The organism is Paenibacillus sp. Lou8.1, assembly GCF_024213565.1.
GTDB classification, from domain to species: Bacteria; Bacillota; Bacilli; order Paenibacillales; family Paenibacillaceae; genus Paenibacillus; species Paenibacillus polymyxa_B.
In genome coordinates, this window is sequence record NZ_JANAVN010000005.1 from 117,870 (window position 1) to 131,324 (window position 13,455).

Here is a 13,455-nt window from a genome sequence, read left to right on the forward strand (position 1 = left end):
ATCATTTCATGATAAGTAGTATACATTTCGTTGGTTTAATCATTTATGAAATTGATTCAGATAAGGAGTTTTCGAGTAGATATGAAAACGCAGCAGTTTGTAGTTATTGGCTTGGGGCGGTTTGGCTCAAGCCTGGCTTTGCAATTGGTGGATATGGGGTGCGAGGTGCTAGGCATTGACCGGAATGAGGATGTTGTGGACAGTATGAGTGAGATGTTGACACATACTGTCGTGGCGGACGCTACCGATGAAGACTCGTTGCGATCACTGGGCATCCGTAATTTCGATTGTGGCATTGTTGCTATTGGTGATGACATTCAGGTAAGCATCCTCACCGCCATTTTGCTGAAGGAGCTGGGTGTGAAAAAAGTTGTAGCCAAAGCCATATCTGTGCTGCACGGGCGTGCGTTAGAAAAGCTCGGTGTGGACCGGATTATTTATCCAGAACGGGATATGGGTATCCGGGTGGCTCACCAGCTAGTCACGCCTAATTTGCTCGATTATTTGGAGTTGTCTAAGGAATACAGTATTGTGGAACTCAATGTACCTGCATGTCTGAATGGCAAAACGCTAGCAGAGCTAAATGCCCGTACCCGCTTTGGTTGTAGCGTTGTGGCGCTTCATACGGCGAACGGTATCCTGATCGCACCGACGGCTATGGATCGGCTAAAAGCAGATGATATTATGGTCATCATCGGTTCGAATGACAATATCGGTCGCTTTGAGGATGAGGTTGTTAATGTTAATGAAGAGGATTAAACCCTCTACACCATACGGTAACCTGCAAACGACGCCCGTGTCTCGCTAATCCAGCGTCGTGCTGTCGGACCGAGATCGGTCGTCTCCGAGTAAATGAGGGAGGTCGTTCGGCGTGTCTCCTTCAAATCGGGCAAGTACAATGCAGTGAGTCCATTATCCCGTAATAGTTCGCTGCGCAAATAGGATTTGGGTAGCAAGGCAGAAGCCTTACAGGTTGGAAGCAGGCGTACAATTGCCTCGAAGGAGTCGATTTCCATGCGGATATCCGGCATGATGCCGCTGCGCTGGAATAAGTCATCCGTCAGACTGCGGTACCAGGTTCCTTTGGAGAAAATAATCATCGGCAATCCTTGCAGATCTTTCATCGAGGCCGTTCCTGTCTTGACGGTTAATTCATGTCCAATGGGAACAACGAGCTCCAAATGATCATCAAATAGCGGAATGCAACGCAGTCCGGCTTCATGAATGGCAGACCCGACAATACCGGCGTCTGCTTTTTTGTCACGTACAAAGGCGACGATTTCATGGGTTTTACCGGTGAGCAGCTTTAGCTCGGTTTGAGGATGCTTGCTCATGAAAGCTTCGACGAGGGTAGGCAGCGTCGTTTGGAGTGTCGTGAGACTAGCCCCGAGTGTAAGCATACTCTGGGCTTCATTTTTGTGCTGGGACAGCTTTTGTAAGAAGCGAAGCTGTCGTTGCCGTTGCTCTAGCGCAAATGTATAAACAAATCGGCCAGTTGACGTAATTTCGAGCCGTTTGCCCCGACGATCAAAGAGATTCACACCCAGCTCTTCCTCCAGCTTCGCAATTTTGCGAGACAGGGCAGGTTGGGACAGATTCAGCAGCTTGGAGGCTTTATTCAGGCTGGACTGCTCGACAATGACGGCAAAAGCGTTCAAATCCTCAAACAAATCATCCACTTCCTCTCTATATGCAAAAAAGACATAATAATTAATACGTATATTGCAATTCCATTATAAGCCGAAAAGGAGTAACATGAAAGCGACACAAGATGTTCACACTTTTGTTTTTCCTTATAAGGGACACCTTGTTGGACATTTCCTGTCGGAAACTGTCAATTTATATGTTATATTACTATTGAAAACGCTATTATTGGGAGAAGGGAGCATGACTTAGATGAGAGGATTTTATTCCAGAAAGCTGCATTCGCTTCTTGGCGTCATTCCGCTGGCTCTATTTTTTGTTGAGCATTTGGTGACGAACTTCACAGCGGTGGAGGGCGGCAAGGAAGGATTTAATCGCAGCGTGGCCTTCCTGAATGGTTTGCCACTGGTTATTGTGCTAGAAACGTTATTCATCTACTTGCCATTACTGTTCCACGGAATTTATGGCTTGTATATTGCTTATCAGGCTGACCCGAATGTCAAAAGATTCGGCTATTCACGTAACTGGCGCTTTCTGTTCCAGCGTATTTCCGGCGTCATTACGTTTGTATTTATTATCTGGCACGTATACGACACGCGCTTTCAAGTGGCTCTGGGTAATGTAACCCATGAGGAGCTAGGCGGAGTCATGCATGGCATCGTGACGAACCCGGTTTATTTCATTTTGTATTTAATCAGTGTCGTTTCGGCATCCTTTCACTTTGCTAACGGACTGTGGGCATTTATGGTCAGTTGGGGGATTACCGTGGGACCACGTGCGCAAAAAGTATCTTCTTATATCTGTATGACCCTGTTCGTGGTGGTGTCTATCGGCTTCATCGCTTCCCTGCTTGCATTCCGCAGTGCGGAATTTCAGGAAACGGCAACTGCCTTGGTGCAATGCGGCGCTTTTAAACAGCTACTATAAACGACTCATATCAATTATACATCGTGTTGAGATTCTATTTTCAAACGTAAAAGGGGATTTGGTTAAAATCCTAAAAAAAGGAGTGAGCAGAAATGGCAGCATCCAACATTATTGTCGTGGGCGGCGGTCTGGCAGGTCTAATGGCTACGATCAAGGCGGCAGAGGCGGGAGTTCACGTTCATTTATTTTCTTTGGTTCCGGTCAAAAGGTCCCACTCCGTTTGTGCTCAAGGCGGCATCAACGGTGCGGTAAATACCAAGGGTGAGGGAGACTCACCCTGGATTCACTTTGATGATTCAGTCTATGGCGGGGACTTTCTGGCCAACCAGCCTCCGGTAAAAGCGATGTGCGAAGCGGCTCCGGGGATCATTCATCTCATGGACCGCATGGGCGTCATGTTTAACCGGACACCGGAAGGACTGCTGGACTTCCGCCGCTTCGGCGGTACCCAGCATCATCGGACCGCTTTTGCCGGTGCGACGACAGGACAGCAGCTTCTGTACGCTCTCGATGAGCAGGTACGGCGCTGGGAATCTGCGGGTTTGGTGACCAAGTACGAGAACTGGGAGTTTTTACAGGCTGTACTGGATGATGAAGGCATCTGTCGAGGGATTTGCGGGCAGGATTTGCGTACGATGGAAGTGAAGACTTTTGCGGCGGATGCAGTTATTTTGGCGTCTGGTGGCCCCGGGATTATTTTCGGTAAAACCACGAATTCCGTCATTAATACGGGCACGGCTGCCGGTGCGGTGTATCAGCAAGGCGTACGCTATGCGAACGGTGAGTTTATCCAGATTCATCCGACGGCTATACCAGGTGATGACAAGCTGCGTCTCATGTCCGAGTCGGCACGGGGAGAGGGCGGTCGTATTTGGACGTATAAGGACGGTAAGCCATGGTATTTCCTCGAAGAAAAGTATCCGGCTTACGGAAATCTGGTCCCTCGCGATATTGCGACACGTGAAATATTCAGTGTATGCGTTGATGATGGACTGGGTATTAATGGCGAGAACATGGTCTACCTTGATCTGTCACACAAGGACCCGAAAGAACTGGATGTAAAGCTGGGCGGCATTATTGAAATTTATGAAAAATTCGTCGGTGACGATCCGCGCAAAATCCCGATGAAAATATTCCCGGCTGTTCATTATTCAATGGGCGGTATGTGGGTCGATTACAATCAGATGACGAATATACCGGGCTTGTTCGCGGCTGGTGAGTGTGAATTCCAATATCACGGTGCGAACCGTTTGGGTGCGAACTCGTTGCTGTCAGCCATTTACGGCGGGATGGTGGCTGGACCTAAGGCTGTGGAATACATCAAGGGCTTGAAAAAATCTGCACAGGATATAGCTACCTCCGTATTTGATGCAGCAGTTCATCAGCAGACGGAGAAATATGAGCGTATTTTGCATATGGACGGAAAAGAAAATGCTTATGTTCTTCATAAAGAGCTGGGTGAGTGGATGACGAACAACATGACTGTGGTTCGTTATAATGACAAGCTGGAAGCCACGATCCACAAGATCAAGGAGCTGAAGGAGCGTTACTCTAACATTAACATTAATGACGCTTCGCGCTGGAACAATGCGGGTGCGGCGTTTACACGGCAACTGTGGAATATGATGGAGCTGGCTGAAGCGATGACCAAAGGTGCGCTACTGCGCAACGAAAGCCGCGGGGCCCATTACAAACCAGACTTTCCGGATCGCAACGATGAGGATTTCCTGAAAACAACGATTGCGGACTGGACACCGGAAGGACCACAAATCTCGTATGAAGCGGTGGATGTTTCGCTGATCAAGCCCCGTATTCGGGATTATTCCAAGAACAAATAACGGAAGGGAGTGTATTTAGATGTCGGAGCAAGCAGTGAAGTCGAATAAAACAGTGAAGTTCGTTGTGACCCGTCAAGCTGATCCTAAAGCCAGTCCCTATACGGAAGAATTCGAATTGGCTTATCGTCCGGGGATGAATGTGATTAGCGCGCTGATGGAAATTCAGCGTAACCCGGTGGACAGCCACGGTAAAGAGACGGCCCCGGTATGCTGGGAGTCGAATTGCCTGGAGGAAGTATGCGGAGCATGCTCCATGGTGATTAACGGCAAGCCGCGTCAGGCTTGTGCAGCGCTCGTCGATAAGCTGGAGCAGCCGATTACGATCGCGCCGATGAGCACGTTTCCGGTAGTTCGGGATTTGGTCATCGACCGTAGCCGGATGTTTAACGCGCTCAAGAAGGTCAAAGCGTGGATTCCGATTGACGGTACCTACGATCTGGGCCCTGGTCCTAGAATGGCAGAGAAAAAGCGTCAGTGGGCGTATGAGCTGTCCAAGTGCATGACCTGCGGTGTCTGTCTGGAAGCTTGCCCGAACGTCAACGAGAAGACGACGTTCATCGGACCTGCGGCGATATCTCAGGTTCGCCTGTTTAACAGCCATCCGACAGGGGAAATGAATCAAGAAGAACGGCTGGAGGCGTTGATGACGGACGATGGGCTGGAAGGATGCGGGAACTCGCAAAACTGCGTACGTTCTTGCCCGAAAGGCATTCCGTTGACAACTTCTATTGCCGAAATGAATAAGGAAACGACCAAGCATATGTTCAAGCGCTGGCTGACTGTATAGCACTAGACAGCGAATAGGTTTGCCCAAACAGGCTTTTTCTCAAACTGGAGAAAGCCTGTTTTTTTGCGCTCAGAAAAGATGGAGGGTAACATGGAGGAAGGAGCGCGGATAGCAGTTATGGTATAATTATGGTATTGTGTATCGTTTTTGGAGAAAAGGAGGCTGGACAGGTGACTGTGCAACCGATAACGAATCGACCTGTCACTAGGTCGGATGTCATGAAGGGATTAAAGGAGCTGGGAGTTCGGAGCGGCATGACATTGCTTGTTCACTCGTCGATGCGCAGCTTTGGGCGCTTTGTTCCAGGCGGAGCCTCGGCCATTCTTGCCGCGCTAACCGAAGCGGTTGGCCCGGAAGGGACGCTGGTGATGCCGACACAGTCTCATGACTTGACTGATCCTTCGACCTGGATGAACCCGCCTCTGGATGAGTCATGGTGGGAACTGGTACGCGAGGAAATGCCCGCTTATAATCCGGCCTGGACGCTGACCGGGGGGATGGGCATCATTGTAGAAACGTTCCGTGGCCTGCCGGGAACCAAGCGCAGCGGGCATCCGCATGTTTCTCTGGCGGCACGTGGACCTGCTGCTTTGGGATTACTGACAGATCATCAGCTCAACTATGGGCTGGGTGAGCATTCGCCCTTGGCAAAGCTGTATGAGGCAGATGCCTATGTGCTGCTGTTGGGCTGCGGACATGACAGCAACACGTCCTTGCATTTGGCGGAATATCGAACAGCCTATAATGGACGAGAAGTGATCACGCATCAAGCTCCTATGATAGTGGATGGAGCAAAAGCGTGGGTATCTTTTCAGGATTTTAATATTACCTCAGATGACTTTGAGAAGCTGGGACTTGATTTTGAACGGGACTGTCCCTCAGCTTTTACGCGAGTGAACATTGGAGAGGCTTCATGTTTTTTCGCGAGGCAACGGGATTTGGTAGACTATGCGGAGCAGTGGTTGTCCATCCATCGCTAAAGCTTCTGGACAGTAAGAATTTCTAAAAAGTGAGATCAAGGAATAGATCGCAAGGGGGAACGCATATGGAGAAGACGCCGCACACCCGCCGCGAGAGTCAGGATGGCCCGCATCAGGGGGCCGCTATCCCTCCCGGTTCTTCGCGGCGTTCCATTTCAAATGAACCAGCCAATCCTTCGCGCCGCCATTTTTTGAAAAAAGCGGCTTTAGCCACAGCCGGAACCGCGCTTCTGGCTGGAGGATATGCTTCCTTATGGGAGCCTAATCATTTGGAAATTACACGCTTCAACTTGACTCTCCCTCGTCTTCCGTCTGCTTTCGACGGAATCAGGGTCGTACATTTCAGTGATGTGCACTTGGGTTTTCATATGGATGAGCAGGATCTGCGCGAGCTTGCGGACCGTATAGCAGGTCTGAAGCCAGATTTGCTCTGTTTTACAGGCGATATTGTAGATGACTATGCAGTATCCATGAAGGCTGCTGTTCCAGTTATGGCTTCGATGCACGCCACACTTGGCAAATTTGCTATTCTGGGCAATCATGATTATAGAGGCTTACCAGCCGGAGTTCAGGAATTATACCCGAAAACCGGATTTACCTTGCTGAGAAACGAGCATGCGATTGTAGAGCTTGCGGGACAGCGTGTAGCCATGGTCGGTTTAGAGGATAACATTATGGGCAAGCCCAATCCGCAGCGTGCCATCCACGGACTCCCTGATGAGATGTGCAAGCTCCTGCTGATGCATGAGCCGGACTATGCAGATGTGGCGGCACAAATGTCCTTTGATCTTCAACTGTCGGGGCATACGCATGGAGGACAGGTACGCTTGCCGGTCATTGGAGCACCAATGCCGCCTCCGGGTGGACGCAAGTACATCCAAGGATTATTTCATGTGGGGACAGAGAGAATGCCGCTGTATGTCAGCCGAGGCATTGGCATGACACATCTGCCGATTCGCGTGCTGTGCAGACCAGAGCTTAGCGTCATTACGCTAAAATCCGGCCAATAGGCCATGATCTTTTTTTCATCTTTATCATATATGTTGGAACTACATAAAGATGGCTTGAATGTAGTGTAGAGATGTAGTCGTTTTGGACAAAGGAGTGAGGTTCAGATGGATCGTATTGCTGTCATTTCAGATATTCATGGCAATTGGCCTGCCTGTGAGGCGGTGCTGGAGGATATTGCTTCCCGAGGCATTAGCCGTGTGTTTTGTTTGGGGGATCTGATCGGCAAAGGGCCTAGCCCGTGCGAGGTTCTGGATGCTGTCCGTCAACGTTGTGAAGTGGTCGTGCGGGGGAATTGGGATGAGCTGGTTAGTATTACGGATGATCTCAATTTTAGCTGGCAAGCCGAGCGCTTGGGGGCAGAACGAGTGCAGTATTTGGCACAGTTACCGTTTCATTATGATTTCAGAATGAGCGGACGCCGTATCCGTCTGGTGCATGCCTCGCCGCAAAGTGTATATCACCGTGTGCAGCCATGGGATGAGCCGGAAAAACGGCTTGCCATGTTCGATCCGTTAGCAGAAGAAAATGGAAAAGTTGCTTTTGCTCCAGATGTTGTGGGATATGGTGATGTGCACAATGCTTTTATCCAGCATTTTCAGGGAAAAACCCTTTTTAACGTCGGCAGTGTCGGGAATCCGTTGGATGTTACGCAGGCTTCCTACTGCATTTTAGAGGGCGAGATGGGAGAGGAGCAGCCTACGTCCTTTTCCATTCATTTTGTACGTGTACCTTATGATATAGAACTGGCAGTAAAACAAGCGGAGGAAGCTGCTGTGCCTTCTTTGCCGTATTATATTCGAGAGCTGCGCACAGGAATTTACCGCGGGATTCAGGACCTGGATTAAGTATGGAAACATTCATTTCTAAAAGCCAATCCATCCGCAGGGGGGAACATTGTGCTGACCAGAGAAATGCTTCGTCTTGGGCTACCGGAGCTTTACACCCGCCGAGTCCGATTGCGCCAGCTAAGAACGGAGGATTATCCCGCGCTGGAACGGATTCTATCCGATCCATTGGTGATCCAATATGTGAATCGAATTCGCAAACCAGTCAATACACGAATGCGGCGTCTGGTTGCGCAAATTAAAATATCTGCTGATTCACTAGATTCCCTGCATTTTGCGGTGGAATGGCATCAGAGAAATACAGGAGAAAGCAATCTACTTGGTGAATCCAATGAGCTTACCTCCTCACCGTTGCTCGGTATCGTCTCTTTTCAGCAATGGAATGAAAGAACGGGTGAGGCACAACTGGGCTATATTCTGGATCGTCCTTTTTGGGGACAGGGGCTGGCTACAGAAGTGGTGGGAGAAATGCTGAATTTTGGTTTCGGATCTTTGAAGCTCAAGCGGATCGAAAGTCGTTGCCAAGAGGATAATCAGGCTTCCATGCGCGTACTTATTAAAAATAAGATGCGCCTGCTGCGTACAATTGGTGCTTATAATACCTCAGGAGAGGTGCCGAGTGTATTGGTATTTTCGATGAACCAAGGAGATTATGCATAGAAATGGCAGTGGAATATTTTGTTACAAAGATGAAATATAACTGCAAAACAACTCTAACACAGGACGGGTACAATACAGACATGACCCCCTTTTGAATAATAAATGTTGCTGGGACCCGATGATTCGGGTCCTCTTTTTTTGTTATTCTATAGTTAGGACTGAACAGGAAAGAAGGGCTGATATTGGCTTTGAATATATGGAGTGCAGACATACATCATTTATTTGACCAATTCACGGAGCTTGTGGATGGTCGTATTCATCATAAAAAATGGGAGCAACAACTCACGCTTCCCCCGCATATGGGCAAGGGAAGCATGACACGCACACAGATTCGCCCAGGTATGGAAATCGTGGTCACGGATCTCACCTTTGAACAGAATATGAAGCTTCATATTCAGGAGGCTTGTCCACTCTTTGAACTCAGCTATTGCTTAAACGGTGAAATATACTGTGAATGGAACGGCAAAGAAAGTCATACCAATCGTTTGACCGGGAATGTTTTATATTTAGAGGATGAACTGGTTTATGAGGAAAAGAAGGCAGGAGTTCGCCATCAAATGCTGGAAATACGATGTTCTCCACAAGAGCTTTTTCATTATGCCGGAGATATCGCAGAAAAGCATAGCATGGAAACATGGTTACAGCGTTACAAGGGGAATATTGACTCTTATGCGGATACGCCAGCCATGCATAAGTGTGTTTTTGACATGATACATTGCAACTACAATGGGACGATGAAACGGTTATACATGGAAAGCAAGGCAATGGAGTTTATTGCATTATTTGGGGAGATGGATGGACATGAAACAAGGGGGACAAGCCATTTTATAAGTCGTGAAGATATATCTAAGCTCCAAAAGGCTCGTGAATTCGTCATTCTTCATTTTGAACATCCCCTGTCTATTCAAGCGCTGGCTCGAAAGGTTGGGCTTAATGAATTCAAGCTAAAGAAGGGATTCCCCCATTTATTCGGAATGACTATTTTTGAAATGGTGCGTAAGCAAAGAATGGAAAAAGCACTCTGGTACTTGGAAGTTGAACAATTAAACATTGGAGAGACTGCCTTTTCAATTGGGTACAGCAACGCCAGCAATTTTACGACAACCTTTCGAAAGTATTATGGTTGTAATCCTAGCGAATATATCAAGAAAATACGTAACCCAGATACATTTTCGAATAAATCTTAATGAAACCAATCCTTCAAGCATGTCCATCGTGTTTGGAGGATTTTGCATATGTGCTCCTTCTATAGGGATAGAAAATACCTCCGTAGGTAGAGCCTCCTTCCTTTATAGATGATAATGGTTATCAAGTTGAGATGAGAAATGAAAAGATCAAAGATAACCATTATAGAGTTGGAGGAACTACCATGAAAGATCGTTTTGCCATATCCATGACTAATCCTCAAGCAGTACAGCAGGTAGACTCGCGTCGCTGGTACGCATTAGCTCTTATTTTACTTCCCACTTTGTTGATTTCATTGAATACCTATATGATGCAGGTTGCCCTTCCGATGATGCAGGCGGACCTGCACGCCAGCTTTTCGGAGGCACAGCTCATATTTACGGGCTATTCTCTGGGATTGGCTGTGGCCTTGATATTGGGTGGCAAACTAGGAGATATGTATGGTAGAAGACGCATGTTATGCATCGGGGTGTTGGGTTTTACATTAATGGCTTTGTTAGGAGGGATCGTATCGCACCCTACATTAATCATTATGATCCGTGTGCTTCAAGGGATATCAGCCGCCATGATTCAACCCCAGGTTCTATCTATCATGCAAAGCAGCTTTCTTCCCAGAGAGAAAGGGCTGGTATTTGCGATTTATGGAGCTATCATCGGGGTTGGGTTTACACTTGGTTTAATTCTGGGTGGATTTTTGGTAGACTGGAACCTTTTTGGCCTGGGCTGGCGTATTATTTTCTTTTTTAATGTTCCCTTTGGGCTGTTAGTGTTACTCTTTTGTCCTATTATTTCGGAATCCTATGGCAGATCCGTGCCAAACATGGATTGGGCAGGGGCTTTTCTGTTGCTTCTTGGTTTATTGTTGTTTGTCTATCCGTTGACAACCGGACAAAAGCAGGGCTGGGCTTTAGGGACATGGGGTTGTCTGCTGTTGTCCATTCTGGTTTTGGTTGCTTTTATAGTTACGCAAATGGGAAAAGAAAAGAAGGGAGGCTCGCCTTTTATTCGTCTATCTATATTTAGAAAGAGTTCATTCGGCGCAGGGATATTGACGGTAATTGTCATCTATCTTAGTATGTTTTCGTTCTTCTTTATTTTGAATTATTATGTACAATCCGGTTTGGAATACAGTGTTCGATCCACAAGTATGGTCTTTTTACCGCTAGGTGTTGGCTTTTTTCTTACCTCATTATGGTCGTCCAGGCTGGTTAAGAGGTGGGGGAGCAAGGTGCTGAAATCAGGTATGCTAATCATGGGAATTTGTAGCTTTCTGCTCATTGGATCGTTACATCTAGATGCGTTCCACCTATTTCATATTCAAAATATCATGATACTAGGTGTATATGGTTTGGGTCTCGGGATGGCCACAACGCCACTGGCTCATGTCGTCCTAGGTGCTGTATCGGCTGAAGAGGCAGGAACGGGCTCAGGCTTGTTCACGACCTTTATGTACTTGGCTAATTCGTTGGGAGTCGCTTTGATTGGGTTCTTGTTCTCTTCCTCGCTTCATCACACGCTTTCAGAAGCTAAATTGTCAGATTATATCAGGGCATTCTCTATCTCTGTGGCGGCGAGTGGCCTTCTTGCCTTGGCTGGGCTCATTTGTATTTCAGTTTGTTACAAAAATGAAACATAAATGCAAAGTTACTTTAACATAGAGTGGGTACAACATAGACATGACCCCCTTTGAATTATATATATATTGCTGGGACCCGAGGCTTCGGGTCCTCTTTTTTTATGATTTATAGGAGCGGTTCAGGCTGGTTACCAGCTCTGGAAGCCATTCATGTAGGGAGAGAAATGAGTATCCCTCTGACTGGGCTTTGGACGTATCCATGTACCACGATTGTGTAATACCAAATGGAGACATGTGCTCGTCTGCTGTTTTTTCTTTCATCACAGCTTGTTTTGCCGTTACCTGCTCAATGATCGAAATGAGCTCTCCAATCCTCACTGTACCGTCGGAGCAAGCATTTACAGGCCCTGTTAAAGGAGTGTGACCAAGCCAAAACAGAAAATCTGCGGCTTCATCGGAACGAATAAATGAGATTTGTGCTGCGGAATTAGGGACTCCGATTTCTATTCCTTCACGAACATGTTCGATATGAAAGTGAAGTCTTTTCGTATAATCGTCTGTCCCCAATACAATCGGAAAACGAACAGCAACTACAGGGAATGTAGCTTGCTGCATAAAAACTGCTTCTGCCTGCCGTTTAGCCTCCTGATATGTAAAATCGTCCTTCCCGCCCTTGCGAACCGGGTAAGCCTGAGGGTCAAAGATGCTCTCTGTCAGCACTTCCGGGCTCGAATCATAGACGGATAGGCTGGAGGTCACAATATACCTCTTGGCTTTAGCATCAAAAATGCGGCAGGCTTCGCTGGCTTCATCTGGAGAAAAGCAAATATTATCATAAACAACGTCCCACACTTGCTCACCTACCGCTTCAGCGAGTGCTTGCCGGTCGGTACGGTCTGCACAGATTCTCTGAATGCGGTCACCAAACGAATCGCTCGTTTGGCCTCGTGTGAGGATGGTAACGGAGTTCTCGGAACTCTCTAGCAGACGTTCCACCAGTCTCTTGCCAAAAAAGCGCGTTCCACCCAAAACAAGTATCTTTTTCATACTTACATCACTCCTCCTGAAATGGTTTTCATTTATATTAAGATAGACGAAATAATGATTGTAAATGATACGGAGCGACTGAAAAGGGGAGGATCATATGCCATACGTAGAGATTCAGAACTTAGAAATGTATTATGAAAAAATGGGGGCAGGAGAACCCGTCATATTTTTGCACAGTCATTATTCAAGAGGAATTCTAGCTTTTTCATCGCAATTACTTGATTTTCAGCAAAAGTATACATGTTATTTTCCCGACCACAGGGGTCATGGCAGAACAAAATGTGATAGCCTGGAATGGAGCACCCCTCAACTCGCAGAAGATGTAATTGATTTTATGGAGGCGCTACATATTTCCAAAGCCCATCTTATTGGGTACAGCTGCGGAGGCAATGTGGCTTTATACTGTGCGGTGAAGCACCCTCAAATGTTTGCTACCGTTACGACCATAGGCTGTAGTGGAGTCGCATGTCCTGAGGGGGCAGATGAATTTGAACCAGAGTGGCTCATCAAAAACGAACGTTATGAAATGATCCATCAAATGATGGATCGGCATGAGGAGGCACATCAGGGGAATTGGCAAGAATTTATGCGTCAGAGCGCACAGGATTGGCGCCAATATCCGCAATTGACACGTAGTGAGTTAAGCAGCATTACGTGCCCTGCATTATTTATCGCGGGTGAACATGATGATTTCGCCACAGAAGAGCAACTCCTGGAATTATGCTCAAGGGTCCAAGACTCACGTTATCTAATTGCTCCGGGTTGTAGTCATCGACCGCACATGCTTAGAGAGAAGCCGATCTTAATCAATGATTCTATTCTTCAATTTTTGAGCAAACACGCGATTCGTTGATCATAAATTTGTATCCTGCAGGCGGAGTGGAGAATTTGAATCTGGAGAAGCGCAGGCGTTCGCCTTAGCAATGGGATTCTACCCTTTAAAGGGCTTATACCA

13 protein-coding genes are annotated in these 13,455 nt (G+C 47.3%); 11 read left to right on the forward strand and 2 right to left on the reverse strand.

The features are described 5' to 3' along the window. Positions 1 to 81 precede the first annotated feature (81 nt). Positions 82 to 759, forward strand: coding sequence for a potassium channel family protein (locus tag NLX78_RS08705; protein WP_028541455.1), 678 nt, complete (start codon positions 82 to 84; stop codon positions 757 to 759). Positions 760 to 764: 5 nt separating this feature from the next. Here the strand turns inward: NLX78_RS08705 and NLX78_RS08710 are convergent, their stop codons facing one another. After that, positions 765 to 1,670 carry a LysR family transcriptional regulator gene (locus tag NLX78_RS08710; protein WP_028541456.1) on the reverse strand — a complete coding sequence of 302 codons (906 nt, stop codon included), beginning with the start codon at positions 1,668 to 1,670 and terminating at the stop codon, positions 765 to 767. Positions 1,671 to 1,896: 226 nt separating this feature from the next. Here NLX78_RS08710 and NLX78_RS08715 point away from each other — a divergent pair, with 226 nt between their 5' ends. The 9 genes from NLX78_RS08715 (at position 1,897) to NLX78_RS08755 (ending at position 11,513) form a co-directional block, all read left to right on the forward strand. Then, positions 1,897 to 2,571 carry a succinate dehydrogenase cytochrome b558 subunit gene (locus NLX78_RS08715; RefSeq protein WP_061830110.1) on the forward strand — a complete coding sequence of 225 codons (675 nt, stop codon included), beginning with the start codon at positions 1,897 to 1,899 and terminating at the stop codon, positions 2,569 to 2,571. A gap of 92 nt (positions 2,572 to 2,663) precedes the next feature. Further along, the gene (sdhA, locus tag NLX78_RS08720) at positions 2,664 to 4,409 is read left to right on the forward strand and encodes a succinate dehydrogenase flavoprotein subunit (RefSeq protein ID WP_061830109.1); all 1,746 of its coding nucleotides are present in this window, start codon (positions 2,664 to 2,666) and stop codon (positions 4,407 to 4,409) included. A gap of 19 nt (positions 4,410 to 4,428) precedes the next feature. Continuing rightward, entirely contained in the window at positions 4,429 to 5,196 is a 768-nt protein-coding gene (sdhB, locus tag NLX78_RS08725; protein ID WP_013311795.1) for a succinate dehydrogenase iron-sulfur subunit, read from the forward strand. A gap of 170 nt (positions 5,197 to 5,366) precedes the next feature. Next, entirely contained in the window at positions 5,367 to 6,176 is an 810-nt protein-coding gene (locus NLX78_RS08730) for an AAC(3) family N-acetyltransferase (protein WP_254350165.1), read from the forward strand. A gap of 65 nt (positions 6,177 to 6,241) precedes the next feature. Beyond that, positions 6,242 to 7,186 carry a metallophosphoesterase gene (locus NLX78_RS08735; protein ID WP_069290317.1) on the forward strand — a complete coding sequence of 315 codons (945 nt, stop codon included), beginning with the start codon at positions 6,242 to 6,244 and terminating at the stop codon, positions 7,184 to 7,186. A 105-nt stretch (positions 7,187 to 7,291) separates the two neighbouring features. Continuing rightward, on the forward strand, positions 7,292 to 8,032 hold the full coding sequence (locus NLX78_RS08740; RefSeq protein WP_025724028.1) for a metallophosphoesterase family protein: 741 nt from the start codon (positions 7,292 to 7,294) through the stop codon (positions 8,030 to 8,032). Between the two features lie 51 nt (positions 8,033 to 8,083). Beyond that, complete coding sequence (locus NLX78_RS08745; RefSeq protein WP_254350166.1) at positions 8,084 to 8,692, forward strand: GNAT family N-acetyltransferase; 609 nt, start codon at positions 8,084 to 8,086, stop codon at positions 8,690 to 8,692. 188 nt (positions 8,693 to 8,880) lie between these two features. Continuing rightward, on the forward strand, positions 8,881 to 9,879 hold the full coding sequence (locus NLX78_RS08750) for a helix-turn-helix transcriptional regulator (protein WP_254350167.1): 999 nt from the start codon (positions 8,881 to 8,883) through the stop codon (positions 9,877 to 9,879). A 182-nt stretch (positions 9,880 to 10,061) separates the two neighbouring features. After that, complete coding sequence (locus NLX78_RS08755) at positions 10,062 to 11,513, forward strand: MFS transporter (protein WP_061830105.1); 1,452 nt, start codon at positions 10,062 to 10,064, stop codon at positions 11,511 to 11,513. 99 nt (positions 11,514 to 11,612) lie between these two features. Here NLX78_RS08755 and NLX78_RS08760 read toward each other — a convergent pair whose 3' ends face one another. Next, positions 11,613 to 12,500, reverse strand: coding sequence for an NAD-dependent epimerase/dehydratase family protein (locus NLX78_RS08760; protein ID WP_254350168.1), 888 nt, complete (start codon positions 12,498 to 12,500; stop codon positions 11,613 to 11,615). A 97-nt stretch (positions 12,501 to 12,597) separates the two neighbouring features. Here NLX78_RS08760 and NLX78_RS08765 point away from each other — a divergent pair, with 97 nt between their 5' ends. Then, positions 12,598 to 13,353, forward strand: a complete 756-nt coding sequence (locus tag NLX78_RS08765; RefSeq protein WP_069290312.1) for an alpha/beta fold hydrolase — start codon at positions 12,598 to 12,600, stop codon at positions 13,351 to 13,353. Positions 13,354 to 13,455 lie beyond the last annotated feature (102 nt).

Excerpts from the sequence above, each read along its gene's own strand:
- NLX78_RS08705 (WP_028541455.1), top strand. The coding sequence starts at position 82 with ATGAAAACGCAGCAGTTTGTAGTTATTGGCTTGGGGCGGTTTGGCTCA.
- NLX78_RS08715 (WP_061830110.1), top strand. The coding sequence starts at position 1,897 with ATGAGAGGATTTTATTCCAGAAAGCTGCATTCGCTTCTTGGCGTCATT.
- sdhA (WP_061830109.1), top strand. The coding sequence starts at position 2,664 with ATGGCAGCATCCAACATTATTGTCGTGGGCGGCGGTCTGGCAGGTCTA.
- sdhB (WP_013311795.1), top strand. The coding sequence starts at position 4,429 with ATGTCGGAGCAAGCAGTGAAGTCGAATAAAACAGTGAAGTTCGTTGTG.
- NLX78_RS08735 (WP_069290317.1), top strand. The coding sequence starts at position 6,242 with ATGGAGAAGACGCCGCACACCCGCCGCGAGAGTCAGGATGGCCCGCAT.
- NLX78_RS08740 (WP_025724028.1), top strand. The coding sequence starts at position 7,292 with ATGGATCGTATTGCTGTCATTTCAGATATTCATGGCAATTGGCCTGCC.
- NLX78_RS08755 (WP_061830105.1), top strand. The coding sequence starts at position 10,062 with ATGAAAGATCGTTTTGCCATATCCATGACTAATCCTCAAGCAGTACAG.
- NLX78_RS08760 (WP_254350168.1), bottom strand. The coding sequence starts at position 12,500 with ATGAAAAAGATACTTGTTTTGGGTGGAACGCGCTTTTTTGGCAAGAGA.
- NLX78_RS08765 (WP_069290312.1), top strand. The coding sequence starts at position 12,598 with ATGCCATACGTAGAGATTCAGAACTTAGAAATGTATTATGAAAAAATG.